This is a genomic window from Persicobacter diffluens (genome assembly GCF_036244895.1).
GTDB lineage: Bacteria > Bacteroidota > Bacteroidia > Cytophagales > Cyclobacteriaceae > Persicobacter > Persicobacter diffluens.
In genome coordinates this window covers 3,041,456-3,060,342 of the sequence record NZ_BQKE01000001.1, presented here as the reverse complement: position 1 = coordinate 3,060,342, position 18,887 = coordinate 3,041,456, and the positions used below count along the sequence as shown (strand labels likewise).

General features: G+C 43.1%; 18 protein-coding genes. 4 read left to right on the top strand and 14 right to left on the bottom strand.

Annotated elements, in window-relative coordinates:
* The first annotated feature begins 18 nt into the window (after nt 1-18).
* The gene (gene dnaA, locus AAA970_RS12340) at nt 19-1,455 is read left to right on the top strand and encodes a chromosomal replication initiator protein DnaA (RefSeq protein WP_053403878.1); all 1,437 of its coding nucleotides are present in this window, start codon (nt 19-21) and stop codon (nt 1,453-1,455) included.
* A gap of 684 nt (nt 1,456-2,139) precedes the next feature.
* Here the strand turns inward: dnaA and AAA970_RS12335 are convergent.
* The 6 genes from AAA970_RS12335 to AAA970_RS12310 all read right to left on the bottom strand — a co-directional run bounded on the left by AAA970_RS12335 (nt 2,140) and on the right by AAA970_RS12310 (nt 5,862).
* Complete coding sequence (locus AAA970_RS12335) at nt 2,140-2,826, bottom strand: head GIN domain-containing protein (protein ID WP_338237360.1); 687 nt, start codon at nt 2,824-2,826, stop codon at nt 2,140-2,142.
* A gap of 8 nt (nt 2,827-2,834) precedes the next feature.
* A complete protein-coding gene (locus AAA970_RS12330; protein ID WP_338237359.1) occupies nt 2,835-3,530 on the bottom strand; it encodes a head GIN domain-containing protein in 696 nt (231 codons plus the stop codon).
* 12 nt (nt 3,531-3,542) lie between these two features.
* Nucleotides 3,543-3,737 (bottom strand): hypothetical protein, encoded by a 195-nt coding sequence (locus tag AAA970_RS12325; protein WP_053403881.1) that lies wholly within the window; start codon nt 3,735-3,737, stop codon nt 3,543-3,545.
* A 71-nt stretch (nt 3,738-3,808) separates the two neighbouring features.
* Complete coding sequence (locus AAA970_RS12320; protein ID WP_338237358.1) at nt 3,809-4,489, bottom strand: head GIN domain-containing protein; 681 nt, start codon at nt 4,487-4,489, stop codon at nt 3,809-3,811.
* Between the two features lie 424 nt (nt 4,490-4,913).
* Nucleotides 4,914-5,567 carry a DUF4159 domain-containing protein gene (locus AAA970_RS12315; protein WP_053403884.1) on the bottom strand — a complete coding sequence of 218 codons (654 nt, stop codon included), beginning with the start codon at nt 5,565-5,567 and terminating at the stop codon, nt 4,914-4,916.
* 67 nt (nt 5,568-5,634) lie between these two features.
* The gene (locus tag AAA970_RS12310; protein WP_084792852.1) at nt 5,635-5,862 is read right to left on the bottom strand and encodes a cytochrome b5 domain-containing protein; all 228 of its coding nucleotides are present in this window, start codon (nt 5,860-5,862) and stop codon (nt 5,635-5,637) included.
* A 152-nt stretch (nt 5,863-6,014) separates the two neighbouring features.
* Between AAA970_RS12310 and AAA970_RS12305 the strand changes: the two genes are divergently transcribed.
* Both AAA970_RS12305 and sucD read left to right on the top strand, forming a co-directional pair.
* A complete protein-coding gene (locus AAA970_RS12305) occupies nt 6,015-7,466 on the top strand; it encodes a hypothetical protein (RefSeq protein ID WP_338237357.1) in 1,452 nt (483 codons plus the stop codon).
* 286 nt (nt 7,467-7,752) lie between these two features.
* Nucleotides 7,753-8,637 carry a succinate--CoA ligase subunit alpha gene (gene sucD, locus AAA970_RS12300; protein ID WP_338237356.1) on the top strand — a complete coding sequence of 295 codons (885 nt, stop codon included), beginning with the start codon at nt 7,753-7,755 and terminating at the stop codon, nt 8,635-8,637.
* 391 nt (nt 8,638-9,028) lie between these two features.
* Here sucD and rny read toward each other — a convergent pair whose 3' ends face one another.
* The 5 genes from rny to AAA970_RS12275 all read right to left on the bottom strand — a co-directional run bounded on the left by rny (nt 9,029) and on the right by AAA970_RS12275 (nt 14,634).
* Nucleotides 9,029-10,594 (bottom strand): ribonuclease Y, encoded by a 1,566-nt coding sequence (gene rny / locus AAA970_RS12295; protein WP_053403888.1) that lies wholly within the window; start codon nt 10,592-10,594, stop codon nt 9,029-9,031.
* 94 nt (nt 10,595-10,688) lie between these two features.
* The gene (locus AAA970_RS12290) at nt 10,689-10,961 is read right to left on the bottom strand and encodes a cell division protein ZapA (RefSeq protein ID WP_053403889.1); all 273 of its coding nucleotides are present in this window, start codon (nt 10,959-10,961) and stop codon (nt 10,689-10,691) included.
* A gap of 2 nt (nt 10,962-10,963) precedes the next feature.
* A complete protein-coding gene (locus AAA970_RS12285; protein WP_338237355.1) occupies nt 10,964-11,260 on the bottom strand; it encodes a hypothetical protein in 297 nt (98 codons plus the stop codon).
* Between the two features lie 173 nt (nt 11,261-11,433).
* A complete protein-coding gene (pheT, locus tag AAA970_RS12280; RefSeq protein ID WP_338237354.1) occupies nt 11,434-13,839 on the bottom strand; it encodes a phenylalanine--tRNA ligase subunit beta in 2,406 nt (801 codons plus the stop codon).
* A gap of 171 nt (nt 13,840-14,010) precedes the next feature.
* Nucleotides 14,011-14,634, bottom strand: a complete 624-nt coding sequence (locus AAA970_RS12275) for a DUF1684 domain-containing protein (protein ID WP_338237353.1) — start codon at nt 14,632-14,634, stop codon at nt 14,011-14,013.
* A 59-nt stretch (nt 14,635-14,693) separates the two neighbouring features.
* Here AAA970_RS12275 and AAA970_RS12270 point away from each other — a divergent pair, with 59 nt between their 5' ends.
* Nucleotides 14,694-15,275 carry a tetratricopeptide repeat protein gene (locus AAA970_RS12270; protein ID WP_338237352.1) on the top strand — a complete coding sequence of 194 codons (582 nt, stop codon included), beginning with the start codon at nt 14,694-14,696 and terminating at the stop codon, nt 15,273-15,275.
* Nucleotides 15,276-15,648: 373 nt separating this feature from the next.
* On the opposite strand, the gene radC is transcribed toward AAA970_RS12270, so the two are convergent.
* The 3 genes from radC to ettA form a co-directional block, all read right to left on the bottom strand.
* Nucleotides 15,649-16,353, bottom strand: coding sequence for a RadC family protein (radC, locus tag AAA970_RS12265; protein WP_338237351.1), 705 nt, complete (start codon nt 16,351-16,353; stop codon nt 15,649-15,651).
* Nucleotides 16,354-16,474: 121 nt separating this feature from the next.
* On the bottom strand, nt 16,475-16,726 hold the full coding sequence (rpsT, locus tag AAA970_RS12260) for a 30S ribosomal protein S20 (protein WP_053405901.1): 252 nt from the start codon (nt 16,724-16,726) through the stop codon (nt 16,475-16,477).
* 271 nt (nt 16,727-16,997) lie between these two features.
* Nucleotides 16,998-18,680 (bottom strand): energy-dependent translational throttle protein EttA, encoded by a 1,683-nt coding sequence (gene ettA, locus AAA970_RS12255; RefSeq protein ID WP_060687209.1) that lies wholly within the window; start codon nt 18,678-18,680, stop codon nt 16,998-17,000.
* Nucleotides 18,681-18,887: the final 207 nt, after the last annotated feature.

Sequence of the window (18,887 nt, the reverse complement as noted above, 5' to 3'; positions counted from 1 at the left end):
TAAATTTTTATTCGGATAATGAATTTGGATGCGCAAACGGTTTGGCAGAGATGCCTTGATTTTGTAAAGAGCAATATATCGGAGCAAGCTTTTAATACTTGGTTCAGCCCAATTGTACCCTTGCGTTTGAGTGGCACTGTGTTGACCATTCAGGTTCCAAGCCAGTATTTTTACGAATACCTGGAGGAGCATTTCGTATATTTATTGCGAGCTGCTATTGATAAGGAAATTGGAAAGAGCGGTAGGTTGGAGTATTCGGTGATCGTGGATCGCGGTAATGAAAACACCCAGCCCTATACCGTAAACCTTCCCAATGGCGGAGGGAGTAGCTCAAAGCCTTCCACTACAAGAGGAGAGGATAAAGATAGTGGCTATACCAGCCCCTTCGATATTCAGGCGATTGATAAGACTTTCAAGAATTCCAACCTGAATCCTAACTACACTTTCGAGAATTATATTGAGGGAGATTGTAACCGACTGGCACGTTCCGCAGGATTTGCGGTGGCGCAAAAGCCGGGGATTACTTCTTTTAACCCCTTGATGTTATACGGAGGAGTAGGTTTGGGAAAAACGCACCTGGTGCAGGCTGTAGGGAATGAAATCCTGAGAAAGGATGATTATAATGGAAAGTTTGTCCTGTATGTCTCTTCCGAGAAATTTACCAATCAGTTTATTGAGGCATTGAAGGCCAACCAGATGCGGGAGTTCCAGAACTTCTACCTGCAGGTGGATGTGCTGATTATTGATGATGTTCAGTTTCTGTCGGGTAAGGAAAAGACGCAGGAGATGTTCTTCCATATCTTCAACCATTTGCATCAGTCAGGCAAGCAGATTATTATGACCTCTGATTGTCCTCCGCGCGAGTTGAAAGGGTTGCAGGAGCGTTTATTGTCCCGATTCAAATGGGGATTGACCGCTGACTTGCAAACGCCGGACTTTGAAACCCGAATCGCGATTATTCAGAAGAAAATGCAGGCGGATGGTATCAATATTCCGGATGAGGTATTGGAATACCTTGCCCATACGATAGATACCAATATCCGTGAGCTGGAAGGGGTCTTGATTTCTTTGATTGCACATGCCTCATTGGTGCGCCAGGAAATTGATGTGCCCTTGGCCAAGCAGATCCTGAAGAATATCGTACATGATATTGAAACAGAAGTTGGGATTGACTTTATTCAGAAGACTGTTGCGGAATATTTCAGCCTGAAGGTAGATGATCTGAAGGCTAAAACCCGTAAAAAGGAGATCGTGGTGGCGCGTCAGATTGCCATGTATTTCTCTAAAGAATATACCAATCACTCTTTGAAGTCCATTGGTTATCATTTCGGAGGTCGGGATCATTCTACGGTGATTCATGCCGTACAGTCGGTGAATGATATGTTGGAAAAAGATCACGATCTGAAGACCAAGATTGCAGAAGTGGATAAGCAATTGAAAATGACTGCGCGTTAATTCCGACCGACCAAATAAGATATTTTAAACCTGTAGTACTTTGATGCTGCAGGTTTTTTTATGGTCAGGCATCAACTAATCCCCGGATATTACCTTTCAGATAAACGGAGTACTTTTAACCTGAATTATTCCTCTTCAAATCCAATAGGTGCTATCAATTCACTTATTATCAATGTATTGTGGCTGGTTTCGCTGATTTTTTTAATAGCCCGAATTTGGGCAAGCTAGCTTTCTCCTGATCGCTCTACTTACTTGGGAAAAACTCGGAAATGGAAGCTATTTCCTCATTTTTCCTGCCTGGCAGCTGAACTCGGTTTATAGCATGTATCATTCAGCTTAGCCTATGAGGTGGACTCCTTTAACCCAAATTATTCACCGCTAAATTTATTGACTGAGTGCAAGTAGTTTAATTTCAGTTCATTATAATTTGTTTTCTATGGGTTATAATAGCCCAAATTGGTCAAGCTTGCTTTCTCCTCATTCATCTGTTTCGTTGGGAAAAATTCGAAATAGGAAACTATTCCTTCATTTTTTCCGCCTTACAGGTAAACGAGGATTTAAGCCTGAATAATCCGGGTTAATACCTCAAAAGTCCCGGCAGGATTAAAGGTTTTGGAATAAAAAAGAGACTACTCCCTAAGCCGGAGCAGTCTCTAAAATCAGAACGGTTGTTCTAAAAGGTGTTTATCTAATCTTTTTGACGGATCCTGCTCCACTGGTGTTCACAATCACCCGACTGGGGCTACCGGCATAGCGAACATTTCCGGCACCGGAACATTTCCCTTCAATGGACTTTTCAGCATGGATGCTTAAGTTACTTGCTCCACTTAAATGGGTGTTGACATGCTCACAAATAAAGTCTTGTGCTTTGATATTGGATGCGCCGGAGGCATGTACCTCGGCGGTGGAGGCCTTGCCCACCAGCATTAAGTTACTCGCACCGGAAGCATGCAAATTAACATGGCTGCCTTCCAGTTCTATTTTGCCGGTGGAAGCTCCGGATACATGTACTTCCACATTTTCTGATTTGATGCTGTTCTTGGTGTAGAATTTGGATGCTCCGCTAATGTGCAAAGCACTTACCTTTGGAGCTTGAATATACACCTTAATGGTTTTGGTGTTATTCGTACCCGACTTCATCTGAACTTTAAGCTTATTGCCCTTAGTATAGATGTTGGTCCGTTCTAAATCCTGAGAACGACCTTCCATACTCACCTTGCATTCCCCTCCGGTAGTGAAATAAACTTCATAGGCTCCGCCTACATGAATCTCGTCAAAGTTGCCCACCTCCACAGTCTGCTTGTCCTGAGCAAAGGCAAAAGTAAGGCAAAGGAGTGTCGTAAGTAGTGTTAGGATAGCTGGTTTTTTCATAATTTCTATTAATTAATTTGTTTAATCTTTGAGAAGTCAGACTTGCCGAGTTGGTTCACCTCCGGATTGCCTGTGAAACGGATTTTGCTGAAGCCCTCCGCATGTCCGCTAATTTTTTTATCCGCACAGACGGTGGCTTTGCAGAAGCCTTCCAGTTCCACATCAGTCGTCTGGCATTGCAGGGATTCTGCATTAAGTTTTCCAGTTCCTTCCATATTAACGGAAAGGCTTTCGGCCTGCCCTTTAAAAGTAGCGCTTCCCACACCTGTACTTTGGAATTCCAGGTGTTTCACTTCCACCATCAGATTTGCTTCGCAAGAGCCGGTGAGTTCCACATTCAAATGATTTGCGATAAGGGGTGTTTTGGAAAATACTTTTACCGCCCCTACCACTTCAATACTTTCCAGATTTTTCACTTGTAGGTAAACCGTTGCCTTGGGTAGCCTTACCCCAAAGTTTTGGTCAGGGAATTTGAGCTTTAGTTTACCACCGGTTACTGTGGTGGTCATGGCATCCAATACCTTCTGATTGGCGCCTTCGAGACTTAATCTATTTTCTGGCCCCTGCGTGATGATGATTTTCAGGGCTCCCTCCATATAAATGGCTTGGAAATCCGATACTTTTCGTTCCTCTTTCACGCTGTCATTTGCAAAAGCAATCAGGGAAAAAGACATCAGGAGCAATAAGCTGTATATGCGTTTCATAATAAGATAAGATTAAGCGTCCTCCAACATAATTTGGCGACCTTCCTGTCCCCATTCTACCATGACATATTGTTCGATGATTGGAATGTACATTTTCCCGCTAATGCGAAAATCGGTAGGCTTTAGGGAAACATGAGAAGACCAACGGCATTGGGAAAAGAGGAATAAGATCCCCAGGGCGAAAAGGATAAATACCGGCTTTTTCATGGTTCAAAAGATTCGTTTTCAGTGGTTTGATGCCGAAGAGTCGGGAGGGGTTGCAGGACTGGACTAAATTTTTACAATTTTTTTACGGTACTGGAGCCGGATGATTCTACTATGATACTTGGAGCATCGCCCTTGTAGCGTAGTGTAGAGGCTCCGGAGGCCTCCGCCATGATTTTTTCCGATCCATTGATTTTGGCATTGGAGGCCCCTGAGAGGTCAACGACCACAGATTTGCAAATAAAATCTTCCGCATTCATACTGGAAGCTCCGGATACTTCAAAAGTGGCAGATTCTGATTTTCCTACCAGATACATTCTGCTGGCGCCGGAGGTTTCTGAAACCAGCTTTTGGACAATTAGTTCTCCTTTGAATTCACAGGCTCCACTAACTTCCAGAGCTAAATGGGTGCTGTTCAGTACATTTTTGGTGTAGAATTGGCAAGCGCCACCCAGCTCAATACCATGCAACGTTGGGGCTTGTAAGTAGATGGTAGGTTCTCCCCAGTTTTTCCAGCTTCCCTTATTGTTGATGGAGATGGAAAGGACATCACCATCGGATTCCACCTCAATTTTTTCCATGGTTTTATCGGAGGCATCAATTTTTATGGCATATTCCGGACCACTGGTGAAGTATATTTTAAAAGGTCCCCCAACCTCCAAATATTTAAAATTTCCTATTTCGAAATTTTGGCTTTGTGCCTGAGCGAAAAATATGCTCAAGGATAAAATAAGCGTGAATAAAATACGTGTCATGGTCGTTGAATTTTCTGTCTTATGCCGATATGATGCAGCAAATAGAAAAGAAGTTGCTTCGACCGTAAAAAAAAGTCAAAAAAAATCCTCCGGTGAGTTTTCATCGGAGGAGAACTTCATTAGCCCGAATTATTCACCGCTAGATTTAATAGATCTGTGGAGAGGGGTATTTTAATGGTGTTGAAGGTTTTATTCCTGATTTTAATTATACCAATTTTGGATAAGCTTGCTGTCTCCTCATTCATCTGCAACTTTGGGGAAAACTCGAAATACGGAACGAACCCTTTATTTTTTCCGCCTTTCAGCTAAACGAAAATTTAGGCATGAATAATTCGGCTTGTGGGCAACCATAGCCATCCTGTTAGGATGAAAAAAGCTTCACACTGCAAAATCAAACTTTCGTTTATGGGCGATTAAAATTTGCTTATTCTTCTGTAAAGGCGTAAGTAATTATATTTGCCCCCATTCGGAGGGCCTGCTGCCGAACTTCTTCCGGATCGTTATAAATCCGTTGATCTTCCCAACCATTGCCCAAATCACTTTCATAGGTATAAAAACACACTAATTTTCCCTCGTATAAAAGGCCAAAACCCTGTGCGGGCTTTCCATCATGTTCATGGATTTTAGGCAAACCCTTCTTGAAATCATATTTGGTGTGAAAAATTTTATGATCGTGAGGCAGCTCCACAAAATCCAGCTCAGGGAATACCTTTTTCATTTCTAACCGAATGAACTGATCCAGTCCGTAATTATCATCAATATGAAGAAAACCACCGGCAATTAAATATCGACGCAGGTTTTCCGCTTCCTGATCGGTGAATACCACATTGCCATGCCCGGTGAGGTAAAGGAATGGATAGAGAAAAATATCAGAACTCCCCACTTCTACGATCTCTTCCTGCCTGTCAATATCGGTTCCAATATTTTGATTACAAAACTGTATCAGGTTGGGTAATGCCGTTTTATTGGCGTACCAGTCCCCGCCGCCATTATATTTTAGTTTGGCAATTTTTAATTGGGCAATGGAGGGGATTGTCAAGAAACAAAAGCATACAATTAGCAAAAGGCGGTTGCGCATGGAAATAGATGTTGGATTTTATTGGTAATTAACGAAAAGTCATCTGCATCAGCCAAAACCTTGGCCATTATTTCAATTTTCCTACCGGGGAAAATTTTTCAAAGACTTTTTCCGAATGAGGGGCATCGGCTAATTCCTCTGTCAGGTCCTGCCCGGCCCAGTGTTCATAGTGCTGACCATTTCTCCACATTCGGGACTTCGTCAGGTCATAAATGATTCCTTCGTGAGCCACCCATATTTCTTCTTTGTCCTGTCCATTGCGTAAGGCTAATTGGCCTTTGGTGTATTCTTTCAGGCTTTTCATTTCTTCCATTAAATAATACCAATGTTGTTTAATTTTGTAGAAAATGCATTCAAGCTATAAAAAATTGTTAATCCCGGAGCTGAATTGTAAAAATTCAAACTTTTATGACTTATCTCTCCCTAAAAAAAATCGAAAGCTGACCCATGTTAGCTTCTAAAGCGGAATTGATGGCGACTTTTGTGAATCGAATTTTAGAAAAATTTATGAAAAGAACACTACTTCTATCGCTTCTTTTGGCCATGGCTCCCTTATTTATATTTGCAGAGGGGGAGGAGACTGCGCCAGTAGAGGAAAAAAAATCTCAAATTCAACGTGCGGCAGATCAGTTGTCCAAGGGGATGACCATTCCAATAGGAGCTAACTCTTATTTTAAATATGGTATTGGGGCGCAAACCTGGTTCAGAGCGGGGGAATATAATCCGGGAACTATCGATCGCAACACGCAATTACCGGAAACAAATTTTGAGGATTTTGCCATGCGTCGCCTGAGACTATTGGCCTATGCGAATATTGAAAACAAATACTTTATTTTCACCCAGATCGGGATTACCTCTCATCCTACGGAGGGAGTGTCACATCAACCGATTTTCGTACATGATTTCTGGGGTAAAATTCGTTTGGGACAGGGCGATCACTTTATTGGTGCTGGGCAGCATATGTTCATGGGACTGTCTCGTCTGTCCTTGGTGAGCTATTGGAGAACGAACACTTTGGATAACCCTTCTTTCAACTTCCCGCAGGTAAACGTAACGGATGATTTCGTTCGACAAATGGGGGTTTTCTTTCAGGGGATGACGGGTCGTTTTAAATATATGGCGTCCATCAACCAGCCATTCCAGCCAAGTGATGTTTCCAAAATTATGACAAAGGAGGAAATAGCGGAAAAGAATGATCCGGATGTGGCCTATAACCTGCGTACTTCTGATTTGAGCTATAATGCTTATTTAGAGTATCATTTCTTTACTAAAGAAAAACCGGGTTTTACTCCATTTAACACCATGTCTCACTTAGGGGAAAAAGGAAGATTTCTGAATCTTGGAGCCGGTTTCCGTTATGATGGCGGTGCTATGGGCTGGGTAGAAGAAGGTGTGGAGAATCCGACCGTTGATGATGTGAAGTCTCAGGGGAGTTTGGCAACAGCCGTAGATATTTTCTATGAAGAGCCCATGGCCAAAGGTGCTGCATTGAATGTTTATGCGGCATGGTATCGCTTTGATTATGGTCCGAATTATTTAAATACTATTGGTGTGATGAATCCGGGTGCTTCTGACCCTGCAGGAAGTATTCCGCAAGGTGGGGGTATTTCCCAGTACTATTTAGGAACGGGTAATGTTGGTTATTTAAACCTGGCGTATGTTATGCCATTTACTATTGGTGAATCCGGACGTTTGCAGCCTTTCGCCGCTTTGCAGTATAAAGATTTTGAAGGATTGAATGAGGCCTCCAGGCAGTGGGATTTTGGGGCGCATTGGTTGATTGCAGGACACAATGTCAAATTGACGATGGCTTACTCTACCCGCCCGATTTACGATGAGGGGCTTAATTGGGTAGATTCAAAAGGATTGTTCATTACCCAGATGCAATTTAGATTCTAGTTTTCAAAAAGATATTGATGCAATAAAAGGCGGACTTTGTAGTCCGCTTTTTTTGTGCTGATTTTTTTGGGGAGCTTAGCCTGTTGTTGTGATAAATTAATCAGCTGAGGGTGAAATTGTGATGATTGATCGGTTTTATTTAATTCTAATTCAAACAATCCCGTAAAATTCCAAGCTAATTTCTATTTTCGGGAAGCATATTTTTTTGATCTTCTGTTTCTAAATCAACGGGACTTTTTATCTTTGATATACGCAAGCAGAAATCAAACAATAACCTAAAATATTCATGAGTGTATTAGTAAATAAAGATTCGAAGGTGTTGGTACAGGGATTCACTGGTTCTGAAGGTACCTTCCATGCGGGTCAGATGATAGAATACGGAACCAATGTCGTTGGTGGTGTGACTCCTGGTAAAGGTGGTCAGCAGCATTTGGAGCGTCCGGTGTTTAACACTGTTCAGGAAGCAGTAGATGCTACCGGGGCTGATGTTTCCATCATATTTGTGCCACCAGCATTCGCCGCAGATGCGATCATGGAGGCCACAGCAGCAGGTATTGGTGTCATTATTTGTATTACCGAAGGTATTCCGGTATTGGATATGCAGAAGGCCAAGGCTTTTGTGAAAGAGCATGGCGCACGCCTGGTAGGTCCTAACTGTCCGGGAGTGATTACGCCTGAAGAAGCGAAAGTGGGGATTATGCCGGGCTTCATCTTCAAAAAAGGTCGTATTGGAATTGTTTCTAAATCCGGTACTTTGACTTATGAGGCAGCGGATCAGGTGGTAAAAGCCGGAATGGGAATTTCAACCGCTATCGGTATTGGAGGTGACCCGATCATTGGAACCTCTACCAAGGAAGCGGTGGAGCTGTTAATGAATGATGACGAAACCGACGCTATCGTGATGATTGGTGAGATTGGCGGTAACTATGAAGCAGAAGCAGCCCGCTGGATTAAGGAGCAGGGTAACCCGAAGCCGGTGGTAGGTTTTATTGCAGGCCAGACAGCACCGAAAGGAAAGCGTATGGGCCATGCCGGTGCGATCATCGGTGGTGCGGATGATACAGCCGAAGCTAAGATGAGAATCATGGGAGAGTGCGGCATTCATGTGGTACAATCTCCGGCAGATATTGGCGCGACTGTAATTGAGGCGATGGCGGCTTTGGAAGCATAAGTAAAAACATACCAACAGAAAGGAGGCTGTCTCATAATTCGAGATAGCCTCTTTTTTTGTCAAAAATGCAAGTACCCTCCCACCGGAGCGTTTTCTAATATGCGATTCTCCGAGACTAGGTTTTACTTTTGAGACGGCCTCTTTTTTATTTAGGGGCCCCACGGCAAGCGTGGGCGCGCTGTCGGCAGTCGCTTTTTTTGCGAAGCCGCTTCGCTTTAGCTTGCAAAAAAGAGCTCCCACAACTGGCTTCGCCACTGCCTCCATCCCTGGCCCGTTAGCTCTTGCCAAAGTACGTGTGGTCATCAATCTGCAAGGAGGGGGCGACATTTTAGAGCAAAAAAAAGCCTCTCCGGAAATTCCGAAGAGGCTAAAAATTTTATTTTCAATCTGCTTATTTCGCGTATGCGACAGATCTCATTTCTCTGATTACCGTGACCTTGATCTGCCCCGGATACTGCATGTCTTTCTCGATTTTCTGAGAAATCTGGAAAGAAAGACCTCCAGCCTGCTCATCCGTAACCGACTCGGAATCTACCAATACACGCAACTCACGACCGGCTTGAATAGCAAAACATTTGTTGACACCTTCAAAGCTCATCGCTAATGCTTCCATATCCTTCAGGCGCTTGATGTAAGATTCCATCACTTCACGACGCGCACCCGGTCTGGAACCGGAAACAGCATCACAAGCCTGAATGATTGGCGCGATCAAAGTAGTCATCTCCATTTCATCGTGGTGTGCTCCAATAGCATTCACAACGTCCGGATGTTCTTTGTATTTCTTAGCCAATTCCGCTCCTAAAATGGCGTGTGGTAATTCCGGTTCTTCCGGCCATACTTTACCAATATCGTGCAATAGACCTGCGCGCTTGGCCATCTTGGAATTTAATCCCAGCTCAGAGGCCAAAGTAGCACACAGTTTCGCGACTTCGCGGGAGTGCTGCAACAAGTTCTGTCCGTAAGAAGAACGGAATCGCATACGTCCCACCAATTTGATCAATTCCGGATGCAATCCGTGGATGCCCAAATCAATACAGGTACGCTCTCCAATCTCCACGATTTCTTCTTCAATGTTCTTCGTCGTTTTAGCAACCACTTCCTCAATGCGGGCAGGGTGAATACGACCGTCCGCAACCAAACGGTGTAAAGACAAACGTGCAACTTCACGACGAACAGGGTCAAATCCGGAAATGATAATCGCCTCAGGAGTATCATCCACGATGATTTCCACACCAGTAGCCGCTTCCAAAGTACGAATGTTACGTCCTTCACGACCGATAATTTTACCCTTGATATCATCAGACTCAATATTGAAAACCGATACACAGTTTTCAATCGCATGCTCAGTAGCCGTACGCTGAATCGTTTGGATGACGATTTTCTTCGCTTCCTTATTGGCGGTCATTTTCGCCTCGTCCACGATATCCTTTGCTCTTGCAGATGCGGCCGTTCTGGCTTCATCTTCAATCTGTTTCATTAATGCCGCTTTTGCGTCTTCGGCAGAAAGACTCGCAATTTGCTCCAATAGCTCAATCTGCTTGTTTCTCTCTGCTTCTACAACCGCTCTTTTCTCATCAATGGTCGCTAATTCACCATCCAGCTGCTTCTTGATACGATTTAACTCCGCATCTTTCTTCTTGGCGACTTCCAGTTGTTTATTCAGGTTCTGCTCTTTCTGCTTTGCCCGGTTCTCAACCGTATTCATTTGATTCTTGCGCTTGTTAATCTCCTTGTCACAATCCGCTTTCAATGAAAGGATCTTTTCCTTCGCCTCCAAAATTTTGGTATTCTTGATTGAATCTCCTTCAATCTTGGCGTCTTTTACGATGCGTTCTGCATTCTGATGCGCCTCACGCTCTTGCGCTTGGAACATTTTTAATAGCAAACTTCGCCCAACAAAAACACCGATACCTAGCGCCACAACCGCAGTGATTGCAACGTAAATGAATATTTCCATTTTCGTATCGTTTTAGCAGGAAACGATTCTCTAAGTGATGGACATTCGGCTTTGGTCTGAAAAAATATATTTTAGGGTCTTCAGGTTATAGTTTCTACAGGCTGTTGTTCAATAAGTCATTTAGAAAGCTGACCTTTTGTTCAATAGCGTTTTCATGTTCATGGTTTTCTACCTGATTCACCATGGAATCAAAAAGAATCATGGCCAGTAGATCCTGACGATCATCACAACGATACCGTGAACGGTAATCCTTGATCTTATCATTGATCATTGCAGCTACTTGTCGGACTTTGTCCTCATCCTCCATGGCGACCTTCATAGGGTACTCTCGGTCGGCAATTTTTAGTTTGATCGATAGGTCCCCCATAATTATTTGCTTAAATGCGTGACGCACTTATCAATTTCCGAAATATATTCATCTATCAGTACCTTAAGGCCACTGGTATCCAATACACCATCTTTAAGGTTACCTGCAATTGAACTTATATTTAACTGGTTTTTGAAATCGGAAATCTGCTCGTCTTTGGCTTGAAGGGCTTGTTGCAGCTGCTGATTTTCGGCACGCAAATTCTGCACCTCTTGCTTGAGTTGTTGATGTTCTGCGAGAATGAGTCTCACCTTGCGTTCCAACGCATGTAAATCGTTATGGATTTGCTTGTTTTTCATAGGCTGATTGCCGATCAACACCTAGGACGGAAATTCCAGATCTAAATTTATTTATATGTAATAATCCAAAGATTAAATTTCTAATCTTCAAAATACAGAAACATATAAGCTAAATCAAAGCGGTAGGCTAAAAAAAACCTACCGCAATGGTTATTTTTATGCTTTTCTTACAATTATTGGCGGATCACCGCGCCTAATTGTTTCTCGAAACTCGACTGTAATTTGTTCATGGTTTTGTCGATCACCTTGTCATTCAGGGTTTTGTTTTTGTCCTGCAAGATGAATGATAGTGCATAGGCTTTTTTGCCCGCATCAATCTTATCTCCTTCATAAACGTCGAAACAGTTAATGTTGGTGATCAAATTATTGCTGCTTTTTTGGGCCACTTCCATGATTTGTGCAAAATCGATCGACTTATCGATAACCAAAGAAAGGTCGCGACGCACCTCAGGGAATTTTGATACCGCTTCAAATACGATGTCATTATTCACCAATGCCATGATGGCATCCCAATCCAAATCAGCAAAGAAGATTTCTTCTTTTAAGCCGAATTGTTTTGCCAATTCCGGTTGTACCAGTCCTACATATCCTAGCTGTTGCTTTCTGGTGCCAATCTGTAAGCCATAAGCGAAAATCTCATTGCTGATCTTCTCTGTTTTAAGCTTGCTGATTTTGAACACTTCGAAAATCTTCGAAAGCTGGGCGCTCAGGTCGTGGAAAGTTACCGGACGACTTGGGTTAATCCAGTTTTCTGCTTCAAAATTACCGGTGATGGCCATGGCCAGACGGCTGTTTTGGCGGTATCCGTTTTCTTCTTTGAAGTAAACATTTCCAAACTCATAAAGCTTCAGATCTCTCTGACGGCGGTTATGGTTGTGCGAAATTACCTCCAGGAAGTTGAATACCATTTGCTGGCGCATTACATCCAAATCTTCCGAAAGGAAGTTCAGGATTTTCACCTGCTCCTCTTCTTTCACCTCTGCCTTATAATTGGAGTTGGTGATGGAGTTGGTCATGATTTCATAGTAACCATTGGCAGTCAAAATTTCCGCTACCTTACGCTCATTGTTCTGAGGGTAGTTGGCAGGGAAGTCAGCCAAATAGTCGGTGCCCGATGCTTCCTCCAATGGAATGTTATCCAGTCCATAGATACGCAATACTTCTTCCACAATATCCGCCGGACGCGTAACATCTACTCGGTAAGGAGGGACAATGGCCGTGAAGCCTTCTTCTGAAATATCCTGAAGGGTGATGTCAAGATCTGTCAGGATCTGATTAATACGCGCTTTTGGAATTTCGATACCGATCAACTTATTGATATAAGTGTAGGTCACCGGAATTACGAAATCTTCGACAGCAGTCGGGTAGATGTCGGTAATTTCCGAAGAAATCTGGCCACCCGCCACTTCCTGAATCAATAGGGCTGCACGTTTCAATGCATACACCGTAATGTTCGGATCTGTTCCTCTTTCAAAACGGAAAGAAGCATCTGTTTTTAAAGTATGGCGCTGAGAAGAACGTCGGATGCTGTCTGCGGAGAAATAAGCACTTTCCAGGAAGATTTTGGTGGTGCCTTCGGTAACTCCCGATTTTTCACCGCCGAAAACTCCTGCAATACACATTCCTTCTTCTGCATTACAGATCATTAAATCCTTATCGGAAAGTTTACGACTCTCGCCATCCAAAGTGGTGAATGCTGTGCCTTCCGGCAATTGCTTCACGATGACTTGATTGCCAGTGATTTGGTCCGCATCGAAAGCGTGAAGTGGCTGTCCCAATTCATGTAAAACGAAGTTGGTCACATCTACTACATTATTAATAGGTGCCAGACCAATAGATTTCAGGCGGTTCTGTAACCACTCCGGTGATTCTTTCACCTCTAAGCCGGAAATGGTCAGGCCACTGTATCTCGGACAGGCGGTCGTGTCTTCCACTGTTACCGCTATCGGCAAATCATGGTTATCTACTTTGAAGTCCTCTACGGAAGGCATTCTGAGCTTTTCACCCGTCAGCGCTACAATATCACGGGCAGTACCTACATGAGAAGCCGCATCAGCACGGTTCGGGGTCAGGCCAATTTCAAATACCTCCTCGTTTTTGATCTCGAAGTATTCGGCAGCCGGCGTACCGTTTGGCTTGTCGGTATCCAATACTATGATGCCATCATGGGAAGTCCCCAGGCCTAATTCGTCCTCTGCGCAAATCATTCCCATGGAAACCTCTCCACGGATTTTTGCTTTTTTGATTTTGAAACCTTCGCCACCATCAGGGTAAAGCATGGTGCCCACCGTCGCGACCACCACTTTTTGTCCGGCTGCTACATTTGGCGCGCCACAAACAATCGGAACAATGTTGTCATTCCCCAGGTCTACCGTCGTCTTGCTTAATTTGTCAGCGTCGGGGTGTTTTTCACAAGTCAAAACTTCCCCAATCACAACGCCTTCCAAACCTCCTTTGATGGACTCAATGGTTTCAAGACCTTCTACTTCCAAACCTCCAGCGGTTAGGGCATCCCCTAAAGCCTCTGTGGCCAGGTTTATATCAATATATTCTTTTAGCCAGTTAACTGAAATCTTCATAAGAAAATGCTATGCAAATCAATCTATTCTAAAAAACAAAATTAATAGATTCCCTCATTTAAAATAATGCAAATGCGCGTTTTTTATTGGATTGGAAAAAGATGTCTGCCAATTTTTCTAAAAAGTTGAATGAGAGGCGATAATTCTGAGAGAATCTGTGCGGTGATTAGGTTAAAGTGTTTTCTGGAAAGCCTTTTCTCCGGCAGTAACAGGAATGTTGAGATGGTTTTCCAAAGGAGGGATTGGACAGCTCCAGCCATCCGAATAGGCGCAGTAAGGGTTGAAAGCTTTGTTAAAATCCAAAGTAATCAGGTCCTCTTTCGGTAGTGGAATTTCGATGTAGCGTCCGGCGCCATAGGTTTCATGTCCTGTGGTGTTGTCTGTGAAAGCAACCAAAAGCATATCGGGATGAGCGGTGGGCTGCAGGGCTAAAAGTTTAAAGGGTTGTTTTTGAATCTCAAACTCTAAGTAGGCATAGGGGAAGTAAGTCTTCGCTTTTCCGGAGGAAGTCTGTACTGCTATTGTTTCGTTAGAAAAGGTGCGATTCACTTTTGCCTGTAGGCAGAAATCGGTCTGAGCAGGGAAATAATCTAAATGTTGGAATGATTTTTTCTGCTCCTCCGTTAGTGGGGATTGTTCGCTGTTTTTAAAAAAATCATTTTGCTTCGAGCGATGCTCACTGATGGAAGCAAGGTAGGTTTCCGGTTGGTTTTGCTTATCGTCGGTTTGAAAGGAGTAAACAATAATTCCAATGAAAATCACGGAAAATACAATCAAAGCTATTTTTTTGGCCATTATTTTAGAATATATGGTAAGATTTTTGTTGTTTAAATGTCAAATATAGTTCAACACTCATGAAACAAGGTAAACATATTGCTATAACTTTTCTATTGATTTTGCTCGCTGGTGTCGGTTTTGGGCAAGGGGTAGAGGAGTATCAGCGATATCACCAGGAGGGCCGTGAACTTGCCAAAGAAGAAAAATTTAAAGAGGCAATAGCGGCATTTTCCAAGGCGATTGACATTATGCCTTATTACTCCGCTATTCATCTTGATCGGGGAGCGACCAGGTTGCAAGTGGGTGATTTCGAGGGAGCTATTGAGGATTTGGATTATGTAGCAGAGCGCCAGCCTTATAAAAAAGAAGTGTTTTTTTTAAGAGGAATTGCTCATTATCACTTGGGAGATTATGGTTTGGCATCGGAGGATGTGGATCATTATTTGACAGAGTATCCCAATAACCAGGAGGCAAAATCTTATAAGAAAAAATTAGACACTATTAAGGCGGAAGAGCAGGCGGTTTTAGCGCAGCAGTTGCAGCAACAACAAAGCAAGAAAGCTCAAATGACAGCCCAAAGAAGGGCAAGAAATACTCAAATTGTTTTAGGGACGGTAGTGCCCCTGGCGGTTTGGACGGCATTAGTGCTTTCCTGGTAAAAAAATAGTAATCGGGATAAAAAAAATCCGCAATGCTGATTCAGTATTGCGGATTTTTTTTGTGCTTTTTTTAGCCCGGATTATTCATGATTAAATCCTCGTTGAGCTGCAAGGCGGAGAATTTGAAGAAATAGCTTTCTATTTCGAGTTTTTTCCAAGAAAGCAGAGCGTTGAGGAGAAAGTAAGCTAGGACCAATTTGGGTTATTAAAAAGCATACCTTTATTAGGTTGGTAGGTTGGAGATAAGCTGCTTAGGGTGAAGAGCTAAATCTAGCAGTGATTGATTGGGCTTAAATCAGAAAACATGAAATTTATTGAGTTGAAAATAAGTTGCTTAAGTTGATTTTCTGATTTTGGCGTTGAATAATTCGGCTTAGGGCATTTTGTTTTCATCAGCCATGGAGTAGTAGCCATTGTCGGTATAGATCAGGTGGTCTACCACCATGATGTCCAGAATTCTACCGCCTTCGGCTATTTTTTTGGTTAGATTGATGTCGGAATGGCTGGGGTACAAATTGCCGCTGGGATGGTTGTGGGTGAGGATGATTCTTGTGGCTCTGACTTCAATGGCTTTCTGAAAAATGATGCGGGGGTCGGCCGGGGTGTGGCTTAAACCTCCTTCAGAAATTTTGCAGATTTCCAGTATCTCATTGGCATTGTTCAGGCAAAGAATCCAGAACTCCTCATGTTTGAGGTTTAAAAAGTGGGGTTGAATGGCCTCGTACGCTACCATAGATTTGGTGATTCTGGTTCTGCTTTTCGCTTCTTCCCTCAATCTTCTCTCTCCCAATTCCATGGCTGCAATGAGGGTGATGGCCTTGGCTTCTCCCATTCCCCGGAATTTGGTGAGCTCCTTGATTTGGGAGTGAGAAAGTGCCCGGAGGCTGTTCTCGTACTCATTTAGGATTTCATCCGCTAATTGTACGGCCGTTTTGTTTCTACTGCCACTGCCAAGTAAAATAGCCAGCAGCTCGGCATTGCTGAGGTTTTGCTTGCCGATATTTTGAAGCTTTTCTCTAGGGCGATCGTCCTCTGCCCAGAGGTTAATAGGTTGGTTTTGTTGGCTAGGGTAGGTCATTAGGTAGTTTTTGAATAAAAGCTACCATCACAAAAAATGTTTTTTGCTGCTTTTTATGGCTGATGTAAGATTGGAAAAGGCATAAAAAAACCTCACTGAGTAGTGAGGTTTTCTAAGTTTCTTATAGTGCGTTCACAAATTTCGCCAATTTAGATTTGTTGTTGGCTGCTTTGTTTTTGTGAATGATGTTGCGTTTAGCTAGCTTATCAATCATTGAAGATACTTTTTTGAAAAGATCTTGCGCCTCAGCAGCATCTTTAGTACCTCTCAATTTCTTGATGAAAGTACGAGTTGATTTTAGTTGATATCTGTTTCTCAAACGTTTTGCGTTGTTGGAACGGATTCTCTTCAACGCTGACTTATGATTTGCCATGCTTTAACTTATATATTTTTTTTAATTGTTTTTTCCTCTTCAGAATACAGGACTGCAAAAGTAGTGTTTTCGAGATTGTTAATCAAATAATTCTCGAAAATATCTTCAACTTTTCGCATTCGAGCGAGAGTTGCGCAAAGATAGGACAACATTGTGAGGAAAAAAAGGCGAAACCACGGTTTCGCCTTGAAAATGTTAAGGTTAGTACATTCTGTTTCCAAGAAAAATGAATTTCTGGGAGAAGGGGTGGTCCCTTCTTGGAATACACTATTTATTTCGTCAGTTTTTTATACTTAATACGTGTTGGCATTAATCCGCCCAATCGCTTGATGCGATCTTCTTCGTATTCGGTGAAGCTTCCTTCGAACCATTTTACCTGAGATTCTCCTTCAAAAGCCAGGGTGTGAGTACAAACACGGTCCAGGAACCAACGGTCGTGGGAAATGATTACGGCGCAACCACCGAATTCATTCAAAGCTTCCTCCAGGGCACGAAGGGTGTTAATGTCCAGGTCGTTGGTCGGCTCATCGAGTAACAACAGGTTAGCGCCTTCCTTCAAAGTCATGGCCAGGTGCACGCGGTTACGCTGTCCACCGGAAAGCTCGCCCACTAGTTTTTGTTGCTCTGCACCGGAGAAGTTGAATTTAGAAACGTAGGCACGGGAGTTCACTTCTTTCTCTCCTACCAGCATCAATTCATTTCCTCCGGAGATTACCTCCCAAACGGTTTTGTTCGGATCAAGATTGTCATGCTCCTGATCAACATAACCGATTTTTACAGTAGATCCCACATCAAAAGTACCGGCATCCGGCGCCAGTTGCCCGGTGATCATTTTGAATAGTGTGGTTTTACCGGCACCGTTAGGCCCTACGATTCCCACAATACCCCCCTGAGGAAGCATGAAATTTAAGTCCTCATACAGTAATTTATCGTCAAAGCTTTTGGATACGCCCTGAGCTTCAATCACCTTCGATCCCAAACGTGGTCCGGCAGGGATAAACAATTCCAATGATTGTTCCTTCTCCTTATGCTCTTCTGAAACCAGTTTGTCGTAAGAGTTGATACGCGCCTTTTGCTTCGCTTGACGGCCTTTTGGCGACATACGGATCCAGTCCAGCTCGCGTTCCAAAGTTTTTTGGCGCTTGCTTTCCTGCTTTTTCTCCATCGCCAAACGCTTCTCTTTTTGCTCCAACCAGGAAGAGTAATTGCCTTCCCATGGAATACCTTCACCACGGTCAAGCTCCAAAATCCAGCCCGCAACATTATCCAGGAAGTAACGGTCGTGGGTTACGGCAATTACAGTACCCTTATATTGTTGTAAGTGCTGCTCCAGCCAGAATACTGATTCCGCATCCAGGTGGTTGGTAGGCTCATCCAATAATAAAACGTCCGGCTCTTTTAATAGCAAGCGGCAAAGAGCCACGCGGCGCTTCTCACCACCTGATAATACGCCTACTTTTTGATCAGACGGAGGGGTGCGAAGGGCGTCCATTGCGCGCTCCAATCGGTTATCCAGATTCCAACCATCCAAAGCATCAATTCTTTCCTGTACTTCACCCTGACGAACAATCAAATCGTTCATCTTGTCCGGGTCTTCCAGAATTTCCGGTTCCGCGAATTTTAAATTGATGTCTTCAAATTCTTTCAGAAGATCAACCACTTCCTGAACACCTTCCTCAATGATTTCTCTAACCGTTTTGTCAGGATCCAATTGTGGTTCCTGCTCCAGATACCCTACCGAGTAATCTTTATCAGAAACTACTTCACCCTGAATGTTTTTGTCCAAACCAGCAATGATCTTAAGCAAGCTGGACTTACCCGATCCGTTCAGACCCAAAACACCAATTTTGGCACCGTAGAAGAAGGACAGGTAAATATTTTTCAAAACTGTTTTTTGTGGGGGATAAGTTTTGGTAACCCCCGCCATTGAGAAGATGATCTTATTATCACTCATTATACTATAGTATGGTTTTTTCTCTATTAAATATGGATACTTACAGTGCTGATTTGGCGTATTATGCCAGGATCAAGTTTCCATTTATATAATATTGCAAATATGCTAATTTTTGGGTTTAACCCTGTTTCTTTTAAGGTATTTAATTAGTTTTGCGAAAGTCAATTTTAAAGACGTACTTATAATACGATAACTTAATCCACAATA

Bases quoted from the DNA above. Each gene is read 5' to 3' on its own strand.
- pheT (WP_338237354.1), bottom strand. From the start codon at position 13,839: ATGAAGATTTCAGTTAACTGGCTAAAAGAATATATTGATATAAACCTG.
- AAA970_RS12305 (WP_338237357.1), top strand. From the start codon at position 6,015: ATGTTAGCTTCTAAAGCGGAATTGATGGCGACTTTTGTGAATCGAATT.
- AAA970_RS12285 (WP_338237355.1), bottom strand. From the start codon at position 11,260: ATGAAAAACAAGCAAATCCATAACGATTTACATGCGTTGGAACGCAAG.
- ettA (WP_060687209.1), bottom strand. From the start codon at position 18,680: ATGAGTGATAATAAGATCATCTTCTCAATGGCGGGGGTTACCAAAACT.
- sucD (WP_338237356.1), top strand. From the start codon at position 7,753: ATGAGTGTATTAGTAAATAAAGATTCGAAGGTGTTGGTACAGGGATTC.
- radC (WP_338237351.1), bottom strand. From the start codon at position 16,353: ATGACCTACCCTAGCCAACAAAACCAACCTATTAACCTCTGGGCAGAG.
- AAA970_RS12330 (WP_338237359.1), bottom strand. From the start codon at position 3,530: ATGAAACGCATATACAGCTTATTGCTCCTGATGTCTTTTTCCCTGATT.
- rpsT (WP_053405901.1), bottom strand. From the start codon at position 16,726: ATGGCAAATCATAAGTCAGCGTTGAAGAGAATCCGTTCCAACAACGCA.
- AAA970_RS12320 (WP_338237358.1), bottom strand. From the start codon at position 4,489: ATGACACGTATTTTATTCACGCTTATTTTATCCTTGAGCATATTTTTC.
- dnaA (WP_053403878.1), top strand. From the start codon at position 19: ATGAATTTGGATGCGCAAACGGTTTGGCAGAGATGCCTTGATTTTGTA.
- AAA970_RS12325 (WP_053403881.1), bottom strand. From the start codon at position 3,737: ATGAAAAAGCCGGTATTTATCCTTTTCGCCCTGGGGATCTTATTCCTC.
- AAA970_RS12270 (WP_338237352.1), top strand. From the start codon at position 14,694: ATGAAACAAGGTAAACATATTGCTATAACTTTTCTATTGATTTTGCTC.
- AAA970_RS12290 (WP_053403889.1), bottom strand. From the start codon at position 10,961: ATGGGGGACCTATCGATCAAACTAAAAATTGCCGACCGAGAGTACCCT.
- AAA970_RS12315 (WP_053403884.1), bottom strand. From the start codon at position 5,567: ATGCGCAACCGCCTTTTGCTAATTGTATGCTTTTGTTTCTTGACAATC.
- rny (WP_053403888.1), bottom strand. From the start codon at position 10,594: ATGGAAATATTCATTTACGTTGCAATCACTGCGGTTGTGGCGCTAGGT.
- AAA970_RS12335 (WP_338237360.1), bottom strand. From the start codon at position 2,826: ATGAAAAAACCAGCTATCCTAACACTACTTACGACACTCCTTTGCCTT.
- AAA970_RS12275 (WP_338237353.1), bottom strand. From the start codon at position 14,634: ATGGCCAAAAAAATAGCTTTGATTGTATTTTCCGTGATTTTCATTGGA.